This is a genomic window from Kineococcus arenarius subsp. arenarius, from assembly GCF_050871845.1.
GTDB lineage: Bacteria > Actinomycetota > Actinomycetes > Actinomycetales > Kineococcaceae > Kineococcus.
This window is the reverse complement of sequence record NZ_JBJLSE010000084.1, coordinates 1-17418: the sequence shown is the minus strand read 5'-3', so window position 1 is coordinate 17418 and position 17418 is coordinate 1. Positions and strand designations below refer to the sequence as shown.

Below are 17418 nucleotides of genomic sequence, written 5' to 3'. Positions count from 1 at the left end.
CAACCCCCCCAGCACCCCCTCGCGGGGCACACCCCGCCCCCCGCCCCCCCCCCCCCCCCCCCCCCCCCCCGGCCCCCCGCGGGCCCCGGGGCCGGTGCCGTCAGGACGCGGTGTCGCCGGCCTCGCGGACCTGCGCCCACAGGTCGACGCCGGAGTCGACGGCGAACTCGTCGATGGCGGCCAGCTCGTCCTCGGTGAAGTCGAGGTTCGCCACGGCGGCCACGTTGTCCTCGACCTGCTGCACGCTGCTGGCGCCGATGAGGGTGGTGGTGACCCGCCGGTCGCGCAGCACCCACGACAGCGCCAGCTGCGCCAGCGTCTGCCCGCGCCCGGCGGCGATCTCGTTCAGGCCGCGGATGCGCCGCAGGTTCTCCTCGGTGAGGATCCCCGGGTCCAGCGACTTGCCCTGCGCGGCCCGGGAGCCGGCGGGGACCCCGTCGAGGTAGCGGTCCGTCAGCAGGCCCTGGGCCAGCGCGGTGAACGGGATGCAGCCGACGCCCTCGGCCTCCAGGACGTCCAGCAGGCCGGACTCGATCCAGCGGTTGAACATGGAGTACGACGGCTGGTGGATCAACAGCGGCGTGCCCAGCTCGCGCAGGATCCGCGAGGCCTCCAGGGTGCGCTCGGGGCCGTAGGAGGAGATCCCCACGTACAGGGCCTTGCCGGAGCGCACGATGGCGTCCAGCGCCCCCATCGTCTCCTCCAGCGGCGTCTCCGGGTCGGGGCGGTGGTGGTAGAAGATGTCGACGTGCTCGAGGTTCATGCGCTTGAGCGAGGCCTCCAGCGAGGCCGTGAGGTACTTGCGCGAGCCGCGGTCGCCGTAGGGGCCGGGCCACATGTCCCAGCCGGCCTTGGAGGAGATCACCAGCTCGTCGCGGTACGGGGCCAGGTCCTCCTTCACGAGCCGGCCGAAGTTCGTCTCGGCAGCCCCGTAGGGGGGTCCGTAGTTGTTGGCGAGGTCCATGTGCGTGATGCCGAGGTCGAACGCGCGCCGGACGATGTCGCGCTGGGTCTGGAACGGCTTGTCGTCGCCGAAGTTGTGCCAGAAGCCCAGCGACACCGCGGGAAGTTCGAGGCCGCTGCGGCCGCAGCGGCGGTAGGGCATGGAGTCGTAGCGGTTGGGCGCCGCGAGGTAGCTCACGCACCGGGACTCTAGGCGCAGCGGCCGCCGGACGCCCCCGGCGGCCGCTGTCACGCTGCGCCGTCAGGCGGTGGGCGTGGTGGTGGGCTCCGCCGTGGGCGTGGCGGTGGGCTCCGCCGTCGGCGTGGTGGTGGGGTCCGCCGTCGGCGTGGCGGTGGGGTCGTCACCGTCCTGCTCGTCGCCGCTGTCGGCGCTGACGCGGGTGGCGGTGGGGCCGTCGGTGCCGCGGGTGCCCTTGAGGTTCACGTGGTCGCCGACGGCGATCTCGGCCAGTTCGGCCGGGGCGTCGTCGCGGACGATCCTGGCGCCCTCGGCGACGGCCACGGTGAACTCCGTGCCGCGCAGCTCCTTGTCGCGGCCGCCGCGCACGGTGATCGTCAGGGTGGCCGCGGCGGTGTCGACGGCGCTGACCGTGCCGTTGACGACGAGGACGTTCTTCGCGCCGCGGGAGCCGCGGGTCACGCGCGGGGCGGGGGCCTGCGTGCCCGTCGCGGTGGGGGTGGCCGGCGTGGTGGTGGGGGCGTCCGTCGGGGTCGCGGTCGGCTCTGCGGTGGCGGTGGGCGTGGCCGTCGCGGTCGGGCTCGTCGTCGGCTTCACCCGGGGTGCCGCGAGCGCGGCGCCGGCCGTGGGGACGGCCAGGGCCGCGGCGAGGGCGGCCGTGACGGCGAGGGCGGTGGTGCGGCGCATCGTTCTTCCTCCTGGGTAGCCGGGCCGCCTCCGCTCGGGAGGCCCCTGTGCTTTGCGTCCCCGCCTCGCGACGGGTTTGCCCTTGTCCGGACGGGCACCTGAGGGTGCCCACCGTCCACCGTGCGGGACGGGACGCAGTCGCGTCAAGGGCTCTCACCCGGTCGACGGTGCGCTGAGGTCTGGGCGCACCGCGCTGCCGGTGGCGGCGGGTGCACCCGCACCAGGTGCTCCAGCGCCTCGCGCAGCGCCGTGAAGGCGGTGCCGGCCCAGTCCGGGTACGGCGGCCAGCGCCGTTCGAGGACGAAACCGAGGTGGACACCAGCGCGCACCAGCCTCGCCGTGACGACGCGGGAACCGGCGTCGTCGCCGACCCCGATGCGGTGCGCGGGTCCCAGGTCACGGGGAACCGGGTGGGCAGACCGGCGAACTCAGCGGGCAGGTGCGCGGTGAGGAACGCGTCGGCGTCGCGGACCCGGCACGCTCCCCGGTCACGACGACGCGGGCGGGAACCGGCCCAGCCAGCGGCCCACCACCAGGCTCATGCCGCCCCCCTGCCGGGTGAAGCCCAGCATCTCGTAGAACTCCCGGGCGTCGTCGGTCCACAACCCGACGTGCTGGCCGGGCACGCTGCCCAGCAGTTCCCGAACGACCCGCCCGGCGAGTCCCCGGCGGCGGTGCCCCGACGCGGTCCACACGTCGACGAGGTAGGCGTTGCACACGCCGTCGCTGAGCACGCGGCCCATCGACACCACGTCGCCGCCGAGCAGGGCGAGGACGGTGCGGTGGGAGTTCTCGCAGGAGCGGCGCAGCTCGTCAGGGGTGCGCCCGTTGTGGAAGCCGTCCGCGCGCAGCGCCGCGTCCAGGGCGTACCAGTCGACGCGCTCCAAGCACGAGGTGAGCTCCAGGCCGGTCACGGCGCGAGCGTGGTGGGCAGGACCGTGGGACGCAACCGTGTTTCACCGAGGCCTCGCGGAGCTGCAGCGACGCCCGTGGTGGTCGACGGGTCGCGCAGGCACGCTCGATCGGTCTGCACCGGCCGGTGGGAAGGGCTTCGCGCAGTGTTCAGCAGCTCGTCGTGGAACGCTCCTGCCCCGGAGGCGGCGCGCTGAGGAGGCTGAGACTGTGAACACTCCCCGCAGGGCCCTCCCCGTCCTCGCCGCCTCGACGGCGGCCGCCGCAGTCGTGGCCCTCACCGCGCCCGCGATCGCCGCCACGGACCCAGCCGAGCCCCCCGTCCTGACCGCACGCGCCGAGCAGACCGTCGACGCCTTCGACGCCCACCAGGCGGTCGCCGCCGATGAGAGGGCGTTCTACGCCGTCGACAACACTTCCATCACCAAGCACGACAGGGCGAGCGGTGAGCCGCTGCTGCAGTTCGACGGCGGCGAAGGCGGCCCCCTCATGCACCTGGACTCCGCAGCGGTGGTCGACGGGCGCCTGTACGCCGCTCACTCGAACTACCCCGCGTGGCCGATGACGAGCTCGGTGGAGGTCTTCGACACCGCCACCATGCAGCACGTCGACACCCACAGCTTCGGCGTCGACCGGGGGTCGCTGACGTGGCTCGACCGGCACGACGGCAGCTGGTGGGCGGGGTTCGCCAACTACGACCGGGTGATGGAGGGAGCCAGCGAGGCGTACGGCGTCACCGCGAACACCCAGGTAGTGCGGATGGACGACCGGTTCCAGGTCCTGCAGTCCTGGACGTTGCCCGCCGAGATCCTCGACAGGTTCTCGCCCATGAGCAACTCAGGCGGCTCCTGGGGCCCTGACGGCCGGCTGTGGGTCACCGGGCACGACCTGCCGGAGGCCTACGTGCTGGAGCTGCCCGAAGCGGGGTCCCAGCTCCACTGGGTGGCGACGGTGGAGCTGCCCGGGATCGAGGGACAAGGCATCGACTGGGACGACCAGGCCCACGAACCCGCCCTGTGGGGGATCAGCCGCGACAACTCCCAGGTGCTCTCCTTCGACGTCCCCTGGCAGGACGTCGTGGACACCGGAGCTCCGGCCGGCACCGTTCGCGGCCCCGGGGACTTCCGGGTCGACTGAGCTGCGCCGGGCCGGGCCGCCCCGCCGGAGGAGCACCTCCCGGTGCTCACGCTGGGCACCGCGTGTGCCCGCGCCGGGAGGACGGCGACGCGGCACCGCCACCACGCTGGTGGCTGCCTCCACGGGTACCGGACGCTCCACCCATCGGCACGACTACCGCTGGCGTCCCCCGGCGACGACGCGCACCAGGCCCGTCATGTGCGGGTGAACGCTGCACAGGTAGGGGCGCTCCCCCACCTCAGTGAACTCGTGCCGGAAGGTGCCCGCGCCGACGATCCCGCTGTCGAACTCCTCCCCCTGGACGTGGTGCAGGATCCCGCCGTCGTCGAACACCCACTCCACCACCTGCCCGGACTCGACCTCGACCTCCGCCGGCTCAAACGCGATGTTCCGCACCACGACGGTGACCGCAGGTCGAGTCGGGGCGGCTGCCCGTCCCCGGCCGCACGCCGCGGCGGTGGCCGCGACGGGCACCGCGAGCAGCGCCCGGCGCCTCACCCCTCGACGGTGACGGTGCCGGTCATGTCCGGGTGGGGGGTGCAGTGGTAACCGAACTCCCCGGCCTCGGTGAACGTGTACGTGTACGTGCCGCTGGTCAGCAGTTCGCTCTCCAGGCCGGGCAGGTCGTCGCCGACGACGTCGTGGGGCATGCCACCGTCGTCGAAGACCCACTCGACGGTCTGCCCCTCCTGCACGGTGATCTCCGCGGGTGAGAACCGCATGTCCTTCACCTCCACGCGCACCACCGGCTGGTCGTCGTCCCCGGCCGCGGCGTCGCTGCCGCCGCAGGCGGTCAGGGACGCCGCCAGCAGGAGGGCGGGGACGAGGACGGGCTTCTTCACGTGGGAACCTCTCATCGGACGTAGCGCATGTTGGCCGTCATGCCGGCCTCGAAGTGGTAGACGTTGTGGCAGTGGAACATCCACTCACCGGGGTTGTCGGCGTCGAAGTCGATGCTCATCGACTGCCCCGGCAGCACCAGGGCGGTGTCCTTGCGCAGCCCGCCGTACTCGGGGATCGCGAAGGTGTGCCCGTGGGTGTGCATCGGGTGCCACATGGACGTGGTGTTGTTCATGGTGATGCGGACGCGCTCGCCCTCGCGCATGACGAGGTTCCCAGCGTCGGTGCCCGCCATCCCCCAGGCGTACCGGCCCTCGACCTCGATGAGGTCGACGGAGTAGGAGCGGTCGGGTTCGCGCTGCTCCAGGACGGACCGGGCGGCGGGCCGCATCGCGGCCTCCAGCACCAGCCGGCCGGACAGTTCCGGCAGGTCGGGGGCGGCGGCGAGGGACCCGGCGGAGCCGGCGGCGTCCCGGGTGCGCAGGACGGCGGCGGCGTGCCCGTCGCGCCCCTCGACCACCGCCACGACGGGCCAGGCTCCGGAGCGCACCGTGACGAGGACGTCGTAGCGCTGCGCCGACCCGATCACGAGGGCGTCGGTGACCACGGGTTCGACGTCGAAGCCGTCCGCCGCGATCACGGTCATCGCGTGCCCGGCCACCGCGACGCGGTAGGCGGTCTCGGCGGCGGCGTTCACCAGGCGCAGGCGCACGCGGGCGCCCGGTGCGGCTTCCAGGACGGCGGGGTCCTCGGGGGGACGGCCGTTGACCAGGTGCAGCGGGTAGGTGATGTGCCCCGTCATGCCGCCGAGCGCGTCCGAGGTGCCGTGCTCCCCCGCGACGAGGCCGGCAGCGGTCGCCGCCTCGCTCGCCGAGGGTGCGGCCGGCGCAGCGGCGCCGTGGCCGGCGTGGCCGCCGTGCCCGCCCGTGAGGGCGGGGTTCAGCGCCTGCAGGACGGCGTCCGGGGTGGTCCCCAGCCCGTCGACCCAGTCGTCGAGGACGACGACGAACTCCTCGTCGGCGCCGGAGGAGTCCTCCGGGTCCTCCACGACCAGGGGGCCGAGCAGCGCACGGTCGGACTGCAGCCCGGAGTGCGAGTGGTACCAGTAGGTCCCCGGGTCGGGCACGAGGAAGTCGTACGTGAACTCCCCGCCGGGGGCGACCGCCTCCTGCGTCGTGGGTGCGGCGCCGTCCATGTCGTTGCGGCAGGCGATGCCGTGCCAGTGCACCGTGGTGCTCTCGGCGAGCTCGTTGCGCACGACGGCCCGCAACCGGTCGCCGCGCCCGACGCGGATCTCCGGGGCGGCCAGGCCGTCGCCGTACACCCACGTGTCCACGGCGCGGCCGGCGAGGTCCACGGTCGCCGCCCGCGCGACGAGGCCGACGTCGACGGTGCGCCCGGAGGCGCTGCGGCGGGCCTCGGCGGCGGCGACCTCGGGGTCGGTCGCGGCCACGTAGTCCAGGGCGGGCGCGCTGGGGCCGGGTTCGGCCCGTCCCTCGCTGCCGCAGCCGGCGAGCGCGACCCCGGCGCCGGCCGCCCCGCCGAGCAGCAGACCGCGACGGCCCACGAGGGGTCCTGCCGGCAGCAGCGGGGAGCGCCCCCGCCGCTGCCGCCGGGCGGCTGCCCTCATCCGCGGGCCTCGGGCGCGAGCAGGCCGGACACCCCGTCGACGTTCCCGGTGACCTCGACCGAGCTCTTCTCGGTGCCGGTGGCGGCGTCGAACCCCTTGAGCAGGGTCGGCGCCTCCCCGTCGACCTCGGGGCCCTCCCCCAGCACGTAGAGGGTGGTGCCGGCGGTGTCGAACGCGAAGGAGTCCAGGGAAGCCATCCCCAGGGACTCCAGCGTCAGGGTCGCCACGGGGACCAGGCCGGCCGCGTCGCGCAGCTGCACCTGCACGACGTCGCCGCCGCGGGCGGAGTGCGGGTGGACGGCGCTGTCGGTGTAGGCGACGGCGATGCGCGTGGCGTCCGCGTTCACGGCCGTCTCCGCGAAGCGGCCGGAGTCGATGCCGACGTTGCCCAGGGGCGTCTGGGGCTGCTCGGGCAGGCCCTGGGAGAAGTCGAACAGGTAGGCGTCGCCGTTCGCGCCCACCAGCAGCCCGGTGCCCGCTGCTCCGGCGGTGCTCGCCTCCCGGTTGCTGACGAAGTCCTCGGGCAGGACCTCGGCGCGGCCGGCCTCGACGGGCACGCCGTCCTCGCCGATGGTGATGCGCACGAGTTCCCGGGAGCCCTCGCAGACGGAGTAGACGTCGTGGTCCACGACCCACGTGAAGGGGCCGCACCCGACGAGCGGGAGCATGCCGCTCTGCTCACCGGCTGCCAGGTCCACGACGCGCAGTCCGTACATGCCGTCGTCCCAGGTCACGAAGTACTCGCGGTCGGCCGTGACGGCGTGCGAACCGTCGCGGGAGTGCACCCGCGCGGTGTCGGGGAGCTGGACCTCCTCCGGCTGGAGCAGGTTCCCGGAGTAGCGCGAGACGACGAACTCGGCCTGGCCGCGGTTCCCGCGGGGTCGCCACACCTCGGCGGCCAGCACAGCGGGCTCGTCGGAGGACTCGGTGACGAAGGCGTGCACGACCGGGTCCCAGATCCCGGGGCCGGTGGCGATGCGCGACTCCACGACGCCGGTGGCCGGGTCGACGACGTCCCACACGTACTCCAGGCCGCCGGCACCGCTCTCCCGGGTGACCATGCGGTCGGCGGGGACCGGGGGGATCTCGCTCACGTGCAGCGGTTCGGGGATCGTGTCACCGATCTCCTGGTCGTTCGCGCCGAGGGAGATCCCCTCCCCCGGCGCGGTGTACGGCGGCGGGCTGAACGTCGGTTCGCCGGCGGCCGGCGCGGCCGCCGCGGTGGATCCGGCCGGCTCGTCGTCGCCGGTACAGCCGGTCGCCAGGACCACCACCACCAGGGGTGCGGCCAGCGCAGCGGCGCGTGCTCTGCTGAGCTTCACGTGGGGGACACCTTTCGTCGGTCGAGGGGCCGCGGCCGGCGGTCGACCACCCGCCGGCCGCGGTTCACAGCACCGCTGCCGCTGCGGCGCCGGCCAGCAGCGCCAGGGTCGCTCCGCCCAGCAGGCGGGCGGGGTTGTCCAGCAGCAGCGTGCGCCCCAGGTGCCGGTCGAGCTGCCCGCGGCGGGCGCTGGGGAGCGCCGCCCAGGAGGAGACCGTGCGACCCAGGGCCATCAGGGCCCAACCCAGGGCTCCCCACCACGGGGAACCGGCGAGCAGGACGGCGAGGGTGAGCAGGTAGAAGGCGGTGGTGCGGATGAAGATGAGGTACCCCGGGCCGATGAGGGCACCGAACCCGAGGGCGACCAGGCGCGGCTGGTACCGGCGTCGCCACCCCGCCGGGACCTGCCTGGAGCGCTGCGGGTGCGGCAGGGTGACCAGGCGCATCTCGTGCAGCGCGTAGGCGGCGGCGACCGCGGCCCAGCCGAGGAAGCCCCACGACGTCGGGACGCGTGCGCCGAGGTCCTGCAGGACCCCGCCGAGCGCGCCGACGGCGGCTCCCGTGGGGATCGCCGTGAGCAGCAGTCCCAGCGTGTACCAGAGGATCCGTCGTGCCGGTGTCGAGCGCCCGCGGACCGCGGGCTTGGGCGCCACCGTGGTGGCGACCAGCGAGTAGCCTCAAGGCGACCAGCTGGCCCCGATCCCCGACAGCAGCGCGGCGGGCAGCACGAGCAGTCCCCACGAGGGGTGCGGGTCCACCAGTGCCGCCAGCACCAGCCCCGCCGCCAGCGCCGACGCCCACGCCCCGAGCCGGGCCCGGCGGCCGTACGCCGCTGCGACGGGGGGTTTCGAGAACGCCTGCGCCGGGCGCGTGCCGGAGGGGCTCACGCCCCGGCACCGACCTTGGGCCGAGCCGCCGGCCGCGGGGTGCAGTCCTCACCGATGACCGGCGCCATGGTGCAGGTGTAGGACTGCGACTCGTCGGAGACGCACCAGATGATCTCCTGGTCGTAGCTGCCGGAGACCGGGTTGTACATCACGGCCTGCGCGTCGGGCTCACCGCAGTAGTTCGTCGAGCACGAGGAGGCGCCGCAGCAGTCGTAGTAGGCGATGAGGTACGTCTTGCCGGTGGTGGGGTCGGTGCAGCACCCCACCCAGAACTCCGCGCCCGGCTTGCTGCCGGGGGCGCAGGTGGTCACCCCGCCGCCGGCGCAGGAGGAGCAGGGGCGGCCGTCCATGTTGCACCAGCGCCAGTACTCGCACTCGGCGGGGTTGCTGCCCTCGTAGACGGGCAGGAGGGGTTCGGTGCCCGGTGCGGCCGGCTCGCCCGGTGCCGCCTGCGCGGACCGGGTGACGGGTAGTGCTCCGATCATCGCCACCCCCGTCAGGCCCATCGTCCAGGCACCCAGCTTGCCCAGGGCCGAGCGGCGCGAGACGCGCTCGGACAGGCGCCGGGCCACCCTGCTGGTCCGGGTGCCTCCCTGGCCCGCCAGCCAGTCCGCCTGCTCCTGGACGGTCCTCTCGTCGACGGCGAACTTCTTCTCGTGGGTCTCGTCGGGGTCTCGCACGGTTCTCCTCTCATCGGTCCTGCCTCTGGTCCCCGCGGGAGCGCGGGCGGGAGCCGCCGGCCCCGGCCGCAGGGCTCAGCCGGCGAGCTCGGCCCGGGCGTTGCGGTGCAGGTGCTGCACCGAGGGGGTTCCGGTCTCCAGGGCGTTGAGCAGGCTCTCCACCTGCTGCAGGTGGTTGCACAGGCCCTTGGCGCGGATGACGCCGTGCTCGTCGAGGACGACGCCGTAGGGGGTGGTGCCGACCTGGTAGGCGACGCCCACGTCGCGGGCGTCGACGTAGCTGAGCTCGTCGGTGATCCTCCCGGCGGCGAGGAACGCGGCGTGCTCCTCGGGTGTGCCGTCGGAGACCATGACGACCTCCAGGTCCCGCTCGGCCCGCGCCAGGGCGCGGATGCCCGGCAGCAGGCTCTTACAGGTCGAGCAGTTGGGCCCGGTGAACATCAGCAGTTGCGACGTGCCGCGGTGACCGCCGATGCTCACGGTGCGGCCGAGGTGGTCGGTCAGCCCGCTGAACGCCGGGCCGGCCTCCTCGACCTTCGGGCCGGAGTCCATCATCCGCGCGCCGAGCGGCCCCAGGCGCACCTGGACCCGGCCGACCTCGCGGGCCAGCGCGAGCACCATCAGCAGCAGACCGGCCACCGCCAGGGTCAGCACGCCGGTCATCACGAGCAGGAACGTGGTCATCGGGGTCTTCCTCGTCTCGTCGCGCCCGCGGAGCGGGCCGGGGAACAGGCGGTCGGGGAGCTCAGCGGTCGGTGCGGGCCAGGGCGGCGCGGTAGCGCACCGACGCGTCGGCGAGGTGGGAGTCCACCCGGGTGCGCCCGCGGCCCACGACGCGAGTGACGCGGGCCACCACCACCGCCAGCAGCAGGACCACCGCCGCCAGGCACGCGCCCTGGAACCTCTCGGCCACCGCGGGCGCTCCGGGGGCCACCACGACGAGCGCGGCGGAGGCCGCTCCGAGGGCAGCTGCTCGCAGGGCGTGCCACGGGCCGATGCGGGCCACCCCACCGGCGGGCGGTTCCGTGAAGCCGAAGCATCCGCAGTCGATGTCACGTCGTCCACGGGCGAGGTTCACGGCCAGCCCGGCGGTGAACGCCGCGAACAGGACGGTGGCGGCCACCGCGGCTGCCGGGGCGGCGACGCCGGCGACGAGGGCCGTTCCGGCGAGCACCTCGGCGACGGGCACGACGCGCGCCACGGGGCGCGCGAGTGCGCCCGGCAGGACGCGGAAACCCCGGACGGCGCGCGAGAAGGCCCGCGGTGCGAGGAGTTTCGGGGTTCCGGCCAGGACGAGCACCAACCCCACGAAGGCGCTCACAGCGCTCCAGGCCACGACTGCCCTCCTCTTCTTGAGCGATCGCTCAACACGTGGAACTCTCACGACCCGGGGTTTCCCGGCAATGTCCCTTGTGTAAGGCCTGTGTTAACACCGATAGCCGTCGTAGGATCCGGTGGTGCCCCGCGCAGTGGATCGGCAGCAGCGCCGCCACGAGTTCGTCGAAGCGTTCCTGGCGATCGTCGCCGACGGCGGCCTCGAGGCGGCGACCTCCCGCGCGGTGGCTGCGCGCGTGGGTGTTTCGGTCGGGGCGCTGTGGCACTACTTCGACACCTTCGACGAGCTCCTCGCCGAGGCCGCCCAGCGGGTCAGCCGCCGGGCGGGACGGCGCCGCGACGCCCGGGTGGCCGGGCGGCGCGGCCTCGCCGCACTGCGGGTGCTGCTGGAGGAGTTCTTCCCGCTGGACAGGACCACGCAGGACGAGGCGAGGGTCCTCATCGCCTTCTGGGGGCGCGTCGCCCACCACGAGCACCTGCGCGACGTCTACGAAGCGGACTCCGACGAGTGGTTCGGCTGCGCGCGCAGGTGCCTGCGCGAAGCCGTCGAGGACGGCGAGCTCGCGGCCTCCACCCCCGTCGACGACCTCACCGCCGTGGTGTGGCACCTGGGCGTCGCCGGCCAGACGGATTCCGTGGTGTTCCACCCGGACGCGGACCCCGTCCAGCGCCTGCGGGTCGTGTGGACCGTCCTGGCCCCCCACCGCCACGGCGGGACCGCCTCCGGCGCCACCCGCATGCGCGGGCCCCGTTCCACGCGGTGACGCGGTCACCGACGAGGCGCCACGCACCGCGTCGCCGGCGGGCTCGGGTCGCAAGTGGTGCGTACCGGCCCGCTCACGCCCGCCGGGCCACCAGGTCCCGCGCGTAGCAGAGCGAGAGGGGTTCACCCGCGTAGGGGCCGAAGTTCTCGATGCGCCCGTACCCCTCGCGCTCGTAGAACCGCACCGCCTCCGGTTGCGCGGTCCCCGTCTCCAGCAGCAGGCGCGTCACGCCGAGGCGCCCGGCCGCGCGTTCCAGTTCCCGCAGCACGGCGGTGGCGACACCGCTGCCGCGCGATGCGGGGCGCACGTACATCCGCTTGACCTCCGCGCTGCCCGGGGCCAGCGGCCGCAACCCCCCGCACGCCACGGCGGTCCCCCGCTCGTCGCGGGCGACGAGGAACACCGCCACGTCGGCGGCGGTGGGTGCGGCGCCGGGTTCGTGGTCGTCGTTCCCGTAGCGGGCGTCGAGCTCGGCGCGCTGGGCGGCGCGCAGCTCGGCGCCGTCGGGGGCGTCCCAGTCCTCCTCGGTGATCCGCCAGCGCTGCAACGGCTCCTCCCCCACCCGACTGTCCATCACGGCCGTTACGGTAACAGGCGTTACGGTTCCGGCGGTCCGCTACGGTGACGGCGTGCCGAGGCGACGCGACGTGGACGAGCAGCGCGAACGCCTCTCGGCGGCGACGTGGTCGGTGCTGGCCGAGCAGGGCCTGACCGGCCTGACGCTGCGCGCGGTCGCCGAGCGGGCCGGGTGCACCACGGGCCTGCTGATGCACACCTTCGCCGACAAGCGCGCCCTGCTGCTGCACGCCCGCGCGCTGCTGCACGAGCGGGCGGCCCGCAGCGCCGAGGCCGCGGAGGCGAGCACCGCCGATCCCGCCGGGCGGCTGCGCGCGGTGCTGCACCAGGCGGCCTGCCTCACCCCCGCCAAGCGCGAGGACGCCCGCGTGTGGCTGGCGTTCCTGGCCGCCGCGGCCGCGGACGAGGAACTGGCCGCCGCCCACCGGGAGGGCAACCGGGTGTTCGTCCGGCGGATCGAGCGGCTGCTGGGCGAGGCGCACCCCGGTCTGCCGCGACCGCGCCGCGCCGCCCGCGCCCGCGGGCTCGTCGCGCTCGTGGAGGGGCTGAACTCCCTGGCCGCCGTGGACCCGGCCACCTACCCGGCGCGCGCCCAGACCGCGGCGATCGACGACGCGGTGGACGCCGCGACCTCCTGAACGTGCGGGTGCGGCCCCGGCCGGGTGGGGGCAGGCTGGGCGCGACGGAAGCCGCGACGCAGGAGGAGGAAGAGACGTGCAGATCCCCAAGGAGCTGGTCCTCCAGCTCATCCGGGAGAAGTTCAACGACGACGGCAAGGCGCAGGAGGCCGACTCCCAGCTGCCGGGCCAGGTCGACACCGAGCAGGACTCCGGCCTGCTGGACAAGTTCGGCGTCAACCCCTCCGAGCTGATCGCCAAGTTCACCGGCGGTGGCGGTGGTGGGGGCGGCGGCCTCGGCGGCATCGCCGGCAAGATCGGCCTGTAACCCCCGCACCACGACCCCCGCACCCGGCGCACGAGCTGCCCGGGTGCGGGGGTCGCGCCGTTCAGCCCAGGTCGGTGGAGGTGGCGAGCACCGCTCCGCTCACCCGCACCCCCTCGTCGGTGACGGTGAGGTCCTGCAGCTCCACCTCACCGGGCACCTCGTCCAGGGCCACCTCCCAGCCGTCCAGGGCGTCCACCCCGGCGGCGTCCAGCAGCCTGCGGGCGCGCGCGAGCGGCACCTCCTGACCGGCAGCCTCGGCCGACACCGGCACCAGCTGCACCGCGTCCCCGTCCAGGCGCGGCTGGACGGTCAGCGACAGTTCCGTGCTCAGGCCCAGCACCCGCACGGTCGTGGCGGCCCGCACGTCGTCGCCGTCACGCGTGAGCACCACGTCCAGCGGCCCGGCGTCCACCTGCTCGATGAGCTCGGCGAAACCCACGTCGGCGTCGAAGGTGCCGGCCTGCACGTCGACGGTGCCCGAGCCGCTCGCCAGCGCGGTCAGCGGTGCGTGCACGGCGGGCAGGCGCACCCGCACCTCGTCCAGGGTGAGGTCCCCGGCCGGCACCTGCCCGGCGGTGACGGTGACGTCCTCGTAGCGCCCGCGCAGCGCCTGCCACAGGAACGACCCGCCGGCGAGGTCCACCTGCGGCGGCCGGGGCAGCGCCAGGCGTTCCTGGAGCTCCTGCTCGGCCCGCCCGGTCGCCCAGGCGCGGGCGGCCAGGTCGGCGCCCACCAGCACGACGGCCAGCGCCACGAGCGTCACGACGACGCGCACGAGGGTGCTCCGGGACCGCGCCACGCCCCCACTGTGCCGCAGGCGCCCGCGCGCGGGTCGACCCGCCCCCGCCCCCGCGCCCGGGACCGATCCGACCCGACCCGCCTACGCTGCCGGGGTGGGTCCACGGCAGCGCGAGCGCACCCTGGTGGTGTGCGCCGCCTTCGACGCGGGCCTGGAGGAGTCGCTGGCCGGGGTGCGCCGGTCGCTGCGCACCGCGGGGGTGCGCGCTCCCGCCGCTCCCCGGCACCGCGCGCACCTGACCGTCCTGGGCGCCGCCTGCCCACCCGCGGGCACGGCCGCCTTCACCGCCGCCGTCGGCGCCGCCGCCGCCGAACTGCCGCCCGTGCCCGTGGTGCTGGACGAGGTCGGCACGTTCGGTCGCGGGGCGGTGCTGTGGGCCGGCTGCCGCGAGGCGGGCGCGCTGCGCAACTGGCACGCGGACGCCGTCGAGGCCCTGAGCGCCCACGGCCTGCGCAACGGGTTCGCGACGTCCGCGCCGGGCCGCTGGGTGCCGCACTGCACGCTGGCGCGGCGGGTGCGGGCCGCTCCGGCGCTGGCGGCGCTGGAGCCGCTGCTGCCGCTGGCCGGGCGGGTGGAGGCGCTGGCGGTCGTGGAGGTCGGCGGCACCGGGGACCTGGCGCTGTTCCCCTGCACGGGCGGCTGACGCCATCCTGGGCCGGTGCGCGCGGGCCGGTTGCTGACGATGGCGATGCTGCTGCAGACGCGGCCGCTGGTGACGGCGCGGGAGCTGGCCGAGCGGCTGGAGGTGTCCGAGCGGACCGTGCAGCGCGACGTCGCCGAACTGGTCGCGGCGGGCGTGCCCGTGGTCTCGGTGCGCGGCACGGCGGGCGGTTACCGCATCGCCGACGGCCACCGGCACCGCACGAGCGGGCTGTCCGCGGCGGAGGCGGAGGCCGTCACGTTCCTGGGCCTGGGCGGCGTCGCGCAGGACCTGGGGTTCGCCGACGTGGTGGGCGGCGCGCAGCTGAAGCTGCTGGCGGGCACCACCCCGGAGGGCCGCGAGCGCGCCCACCGGGTGGCCTCGCGCTTCCACCTGGACACCGACCGGTGGTTCGGCACGGCGGAGCCGGCACCGGCCCTGCTGGCGCTGGCGCGCGCGGTGTGGGACGAGCGCCGGGTGCGGGTGCGCCACCACCGCCGCACCGGCGAGCGCACCGAGCGGGTGCTGGACCCGCTGGGGCTGGTCCTGAAGGGCGAGTGGTACCTGCTGGCGCAGCGCGACGGCGAGCTGCGCACCTACCGGGTCTCGCGCCTGGCCGAGGTGGAGGTGCTCGACGAGGCGGCGCGGCGGCCGGCGGGTTTCGACCTGCACCGCGCCTGGCGCGAGCACCTGGCACGGGCCGAGGCGGCGCGCGAGGCGCTGGAGGTGACGGTGCGGGCGCACCCGCGGGCGCTGCCGGGGCTGCGGCGGGTGGCGTCGGCGGCGGCGCAACCGCACCTGCCGGTGGTCGCCGACGGCCTGCCGGTGGACGCGGCGGGCCGGGTGGAGGTGCGGGTGGGTTTCGACGCGCGCGAGTGGGCGCTGACGACGCTGCTCGGTCTCGGTGCGGACGTGGAGGTCCTGGCGCCGGCGGACGTGCGGGAGGCCGTCGCCGCGAGAGCGCGGGCGACGGCCTCCCTGTACGAGCAGGGCCCCTCACCGCTGCTGCGGTGAGGGGCCCTGACGGCGTGGATCAGCTGCGGGCGGCGCGGTCCATCCCGGGGCGGACGTCGAGGGTGTCGTCGTCACCCTCGACCTCCTTGGCGAGCAGACCGGAGCCGATGGCCCAGATCGCCGCACCGAGGATGCCGACGTAGACGCCGATCTCCGGGGTGAGGGCGTCACCGCGCTCCAGCCCACCCATGGGGTGCACGGCGAAGGCGATGCACTGCAGGGTCGTGGCCAGCGCCACGGCCATGGAGGCCAGGGTCAGGCCGCGGTGCTGACCGCGGCGGGCGCGCTTGTGGGCGTACGCCAGCGCCAGCAGGAAGCCGATGCCGAGGTAGGCGGTGAAGGGCACGAGGGAGTCGGTCTCGTAGCCGACGCGCCCCTGGGCGGTGCCCTCGAACTGCACCCAGTCCAGGAACGGGGAGATGTTGAGGACGACGACGCCGAGGGCGGCGACACCGAGGCCCTTGCCGCTGGCGCGGCGGGTGTCGCGGGCGAGGTCGTTCGGTCCGGTCGTTGCCATGTGGTCTCCCGTGGTTCGTCGTGCGGGGCCCTCGTCTGCTGACGGGGGTCTTTCGTCGGTGGGGAGCGCGTTCCCGCGGCGCGGTGGGCGCCGTGGGCCGTCAGCCCGGCGTTTCGACTGCGGCGGTGCGCAGCGAGTGAGCCGCCCGGCGCGGCACCTGCTCGACCGCGGGCGGGAACGCTCGCTCCGGGAACAGTTGAACACCGCACGAGTGGGTCGGCAACTCAGGATCCCGCTGAGCACCCCGGCCCGGACCCGCCCGCGAACCCGACACGACCTGACGCCTTTCGCCCCTAGCGTGCCGATCGCCGCACTGCGGAGCACCCCACCGACGAGGAGGACACCGTGACCGGGACGAGCACCACCGAGACCACCGCCACGAGCACCACCAGCACGACCGCCCCCGCGGGCACCGACGAGCGCACCGTCTTCGTCCTGGCCGACGAGGCGCTGCTGGCCGTGGTGCGCCAGGTCCGCGAGGACCAGTGGGACCTGCGCACCCGCGGCGTCGTGACCACGAGCGACCCCGGCGCCGATCCGACGCTGCGCGAGCTCCTGAACTACCACGCCTACGACGACGCCTGGGTGCCGGCGATGCTGGCCGGGCGCACGATGGGCGAGGTCGGCGAGGACGCCCACCGCGGCGACCTGCTGGGCGCGGACCCGGTGGCCGCCTTCGAGCGCCTCGTCGAGGACGCGGTGGCCGCCGCGCAGGGGCTGGACGACCTGGACCGCACCGTGCACTGCTCCTTCGGCGACTACAGCGCCCGCGACTACCTGTGGCAGGTGATCTCCTTCCGCGCGCTGCGGGCGGTGGAGATCGCCCGGCTCGTCGGCGTGGACGACCAGCTCGAGCCGGAGCTGGTGGAGCCGCTGCTGGCGCACCTGCGGGTGCACGCCGAGGAGTGGCGCTCGTACGGCGTGTTCGGCCCGGCGCTGCCCGCGCCGGAGGGCGCCACCGCGCAGGAGGAGCTGCTGGCGCTGACCGGCCGCCGTCCCCGCTGACGGGCGTCCCCGGAGCCGGACGGCGCCGCCGGGGAAGCCTCGCGGGCCGGTCGTGGTTGGAGCGGGCATGAGCACTCAGGCACTGACCCTGGAGACGCACGACGAGACCGTCAAGGACGGCATCGTCCTCATCGACTTCTGGGCGGAGTGGTGCGGGCCGTGCCGCCAGTTCGGCCCGGTGTTCGAGCGGGCGTCGGAGAAGCACGAGGACATCACGTTCACGAAGGTGGACACCGAGGACCAGCAGCAGCTGGCCGCCCGCTACGGCATCACGTCCATCCCGACGCTGGTGGCCTACCGCGACGGCATCCCGGTGTTCGGCCAGCCCGGCGCCCTGCCGGAGACGGCGCTGGAGCAGCTCATCGAGCAGGTCCGCGCCCTGGACATGGACACCGTGAAGCAGCAGTACGCCCAGGCGATGGAGCAGCAGCGCGCCCAGCAGCAGGCGCAGGCGGCCCGGGCGGCGCAGGCGCAGCGCACCGGCACCGCGGTGCGCGCCGGCACCGACCCGGCGGCGTTCTGACGCCCTGACGTCCCACCCGCGCGGCACGGCGAACGGCCCCGCACCCCCTCTGCCGGGGGTGCGGG

24 protein-coding genes and 1 riboswitch are annotated in these 17418 nt (G+C 75.0%); of the genes, 8 read left to right on the top strand and 16 right to left on the bottom strand.

Annotated elements, in window-relative coordinates; all coding sequences use genetic code 11:
- Window positions 1-100 precede the first annotated feature (100 nt).
- The 4 genes from mgrA to ACRYM0_RS16460 form a co-directional block, all read right to left on the bottom strand.
- Window positions 101-1141 carry an L-glyceraldehyde 3-phosphate reductase gene (mgrA, locus tag ACRYM0_RS16475; protein WP_432506889.1) on the bottom strand — a complete coding sequence of 347 codons (1041 nt, stop codon included), beginning with the start codon at window positions 1139-1141 and terminating at the stop codon, window positions 101-103.
- Window positions 1142-1204: 63 nt separating this feature from the next.
- Window positions 1205-1828: a hypothetical protein gene (locus tag ACRYM0_RS16470; protein WP_432506888.1), complete on the bottom strand. Its 624-nt coding sequence runs from the start codon at window positions 1826-1828 to the stop codon at window positions 1205-1207.
- 11 nt (window positions 1829-1839) lie between these two features.
- A riboswitch (cyclic di-GMP riboswitch) is annotated at window positions 1840-1919 on the bottom strand.
- Between the two features lie 52 nt (window positions 1920-1971).
- Complete coding sequence (locus ACRYM0_RS16465; protein WP_432506891.1) at window positions 1972-2205, bottom strand: DUF4037 domain-containing protein; 234 nt, start codon at window positions 2203-2205, stop codon at window positions 1972-1974.
- A 111-nt stretch (window positions 2206-2316) separates the two neighbouring features.
- Window positions 2317-2742 (bottom strand): GNAT family N-acetyltransferase, encoded by a 426-nt coding sequence (locus ACRYM0_RS16460; protein ID WP_432506887.1) that lies wholly within the window; start codon window positions 2740-2742, stop codon window positions 2317-2319.
- A 208-nt stretch (window positions 2743-2950) separates the two neighbouring features.
- On the opposite strand from ACRYM0_RS16460, the gene ACRYM0_RS16455 reads away from it, so the two are divergent.
- Window positions 2951-3877 (top strand): hypothetical protein, encoded by a 927-nt coding sequence (locus tag ACRYM0_RS16455; protein WP_432506886.1) that lies wholly within the window; start codon window positions 2951-2953, stop codon window positions 3875-3877.
- A 153-nt stretch (window positions 3878-4030) separates the two neighbouring features.
- Here ACRYM0_RS16455 and ACRYM0_RS16450 read toward each other — a convergent pair whose 3' ends face one another.
- The 9 genes from ACRYM0_RS16450 to ACRYM0_RS16410 form a co-directional block, all read right to left on the bottom strand.
- Window positions 4031-4375, bottom strand: coding sequence for a cupredoxin domain-containing protein (locus ACRYM0_RS16450; protein ID WP_432506885.1), 345 nt, complete (start codon window positions 4373-4375; stop codon window positions 4031-4033).
- A complete protein-coding gene (locus ACRYM0_RS16445) occupies window positions 4372-4719 on the bottom strand; it encodes a plastocyanin/azurin family copper-binding protein (protein WP_432506884.1) in 348 nt (115 codons plus the stop codon). The genes ACRYM0_RS16450 and ACRYM0_RS16445 overlap by 4 nt, the downstream gene beginning before the upstream one ends.
- Window positions 4720-4730: 11 nt before the next feature.
- On the bottom strand, window positions 4731-6347 hold the full coding sequence (locus tag ACRYM0_RS16440; RefSeq protein ID WP_432506883.1) for a multicopper oxidase family protein: 1617 nt from the start codon (window positions 6345-6347) through the stop codon (window positions 4731-4733).
- Window positions 6344-7669 carry a hypothetical protein gene (locus ACRYM0_RS16435; protein WP_432506882.1) on the bottom strand — a complete coding sequence of 442 codons (1326 nt, stop codon included), beginning with the start codon at window positions 7667-7669 and terminating at the stop codon, window positions 6344-6346. Before ACRYM0_RS16435 ends, ACRYM0_RS16440 begins: the two co-directional genes overlap by 4 nt.
- A gap of 64 nt (window positions 7670-7733) precedes the next feature.
- Window positions 7734-8321 (bottom strand): hypothetical protein, encoded by a 588-nt coding sequence (locus tag ACRYM0_RS16430; RefSeq protein ID WP_432506881.1) that lies wholly within the window; start codon window positions 8319-8321, stop codon window positions 7734-7736.
- Between the two features lie 24 nt (window positions 8322-8345).
- Window positions 8346-8555, bottom strand: a complete 210-nt coding sequence (locus tag ACRYM0_RS16425) for a hypothetical protein (protein ID WP_432506880.1) — start codon at window positions 8553-8555, stop codon at window positions 8346-8348.
- The gene (locus ACRYM0_RS16420; RefSeq protein WP_432506879.1) at window positions 8552-9235 is read right to left on the bottom strand and encodes a methylamine dehydrogenase light chain; all 684 of its coding nucleotides are present in this window, start codon (window positions 9233-9235) and stop codon (window positions 8552-8554) included. Before ACRYM0_RS16420 ends, ACRYM0_RS16425 begins: the two co-directional genes overlap by 4 nt.
- Before the next feature lie 75 nt (window positions 9236-9310).
- Window positions 9311-9919 carry a redoxin domain-containing protein gene (locus ACRYM0_RS16415; RefSeq protein WP_432506878.1) on the bottom strand — a complete coding sequence of 203 codons (609 nt, stop codon included), beginning with the start codon at window positions 9917-9919 and terminating at the stop codon, window positions 9311-9313.
- A 61-nt stretch (window positions 9920-9980) separates the two neighbouring features.
- Window positions 9981-10571: a MauE/DoxX family redox-associated membrane protein gene (locus ACRYM0_RS16410; RefSeq protein ID WP_432506877.1), complete on the bottom strand. Its 591-nt coding sequence runs from the start codon at window positions 10569-10571 to the stop codon at window positions 9981-9983.
- Window positions 10572-10692: 121 nt separating this feature from the next.
- Here ACRYM0_RS16410 and ACRYM0_RS16405 point away from each other — a divergent pair, with 121 nt between their 5' ends.
- Window positions 10693-11334 carry a TetR/AcrR family transcriptional regulator gene (locus tag ACRYM0_RS16405; RefSeq protein WP_432506876.1) on the top strand — a complete coding sequence of 214 codons (642 nt, stop codon included), beginning with the start codon at window positions 10693-10695 and terminating at the stop codon, window positions 11332-11334.
- A 73-nt stretch (window positions 11335-11407) separates the two neighbouring features.
- Here the strand turns inward: ACRYM0_RS16405 and ACRYM0_RS16400 are convergent, their stop codons facing one another.
- Window positions 11408-11908 carry a GNAT family N-acetyltransferase gene (locus ACRYM0_RS16400; RefSeq protein WP_432506890.1) on the bottom strand — a complete coding sequence of 167 codons (501 nt, stop codon included), beginning with the start codon at window positions 11906-11908 and terminating at the stop codon, window positions 11408-11410.
- A gap of 55 nt (window positions 11909-11963) precedes the next feature.
- Between ACRYM0_RS16400 and ACRYM0_RS16395 the strand changes: the two genes are divergently transcribed.
- Both ACRYM0_RS16395 and ACRYM0_RS16390 read left to right on the top strand, forming a co-directional pair.
- Window positions 11964-12548 (top strand): TetR family transcriptional regulator C-terminal domain-containing protein, encoded by a 585-nt coding sequence (locus tag ACRYM0_RS16395; RefSeq protein WP_432506875.1) that lies wholly within the window; start codon window positions 11964-11966, stop codon window positions 12546-12548.
- A gap of 76 nt (window positions 12549-12624) precedes the next feature.
- Window positions 12625-12855, top strand: coding sequence for a hypothetical protein (locus ACRYM0_RS16390; protein WP_432506874.1), 231 nt, complete (start codon window positions 12625-12627; stop codon window positions 12853-12855).
- Window positions 12856-12916: 61 nt separating this feature from the next.
- Here ACRYM0_RS16390 and ACRYM0_RS16385 read toward each other — a convergent pair whose 3' ends face one another.
- Entirely contained in the window at window positions 12917-13654 is a 738-nt protein-coding gene (locus ACRYM0_RS16385) for an LmeA family phospholipid-binding protein (RefSeq protein ID WP_432506873.1), read from the bottom strand.
- A gap of 94 nt (window positions 13655-13748) precedes the next feature.
- Between ACRYM0_RS16385 and ACRYM0_RS16380 the strand changes: the two genes are divergently transcribed.
- Window positions 13749-14297 carry a 2'-5' RNA ligase family protein gene (locus tag ACRYM0_RS16380; protein ID WP_432506872.1) on the top strand — a complete coding sequence of 183 codons (549 nt, stop codon included), beginning with the start codon at window positions 13749-13751 and terminating at the stop codon, window positions 14295-14297.
- A gap of 15 nt (window positions 14298-14312) precedes the next feature.
- Window positions 14313-15308, top strand: a complete 996-nt coding sequence (locus tag ACRYM0_RS16375; protein ID WP_432506871.1) for a helix-turn-helix transcriptional regulator — start codon at window positions 14313-14315, stop codon at window positions 15306-15308.
- A gap of 19 nt (window positions 15309-15327) precedes the next feature.
- On the opposite strand, the gene ACRYM0_RS16370 is transcribed toward ACRYM0_RS16375, so the two are convergent.
- Window positions 15328-15825 carry a hypothetical protein gene (locus ACRYM0_RS16370; protein ID WP_432506870.1) on the bottom strand — a complete coding sequence of 166 codons (498 nt, stop codon included), beginning with the start codon at window positions 15823-15825 and terminating at the stop codon, window positions 15328-15330.
- A 345-nt stretch (window positions 15826-16170) separates the two neighbouring features.
- On the opposite strand from ACRYM0_RS16370, the gene ACRYM0_RS16365 reads away from it, so the two are divergent.
- Both ACRYM0_RS16365 and trxA read left to right on the top strand, forming a co-directional pair.
- Window positions 16171-16830, top strand: coding sequence for a DinB family protein (locus tag ACRYM0_RS16365; protein ID WP_432506869.1), 660 nt, complete (start codon window positions 16171-16173; stop codon window positions 16828-16830).
- A 67-nt stretch (window positions 16831-16897) separates the two neighbouring features.
- Entirely contained in the window at window positions 16898-17353 is a 456-nt protein-coding gene (trxA, locus tag ACRYM0_RS16360; protein ID WP_432506868.1) for a thioredoxin, read from the top strand.
- The last annotated feature ends 65 nt before the right edge of the window (window positions 17354-17418 follow it).

Excerpts from the sequence above, each read along its gene's own strand:
- ACRYM0_RS16470 (WP_432506888.1), bottom strand. The coding sequence starts at position 1,828 with ATGCGCCGCACCACCGCCCTCGCCGTCACGGCCGCCCTCGCCGCGGCC.
- ACRYM0_RS16440 (WP_432506883.1), bottom strand. The coding sequence starts at position 6,347 with ATGAGGGCAGCCGCCCGGCGGCAGCGGCGGGGGCGCTCCCCGCTGCTG.
- ACRYM0_RS16415 (WP_432506878.1), bottom strand. The coding sequence starts at position 9,919 with ATGACCACGTTCCTGCTCGTGATGACCGGCGTGCTGACCCTGGCGGTG.
- ACRYM0_RS16400 (WP_432506890.1), bottom strand. The coding sequence starts at position 11,908 with ATGGACAGTCGGGTGGGGGAGGAGCCGTTGCAGCGCTGGCGGATCACC.
- ACRYM0_RS16370 (WP_432506870.1), bottom strand. The coding sequence starts at position 15,825 with ATGGCAACGACCGGACCGAACGACCTCGCCCGCGACACCCGCCGCGCC.
- trxA (WP_432506868.1), top strand. The coding sequence starts at position 16,898 with ATGAGCACTCAGGCACTGACCCTGGAGACGCACGACGAGACCGTCAAG.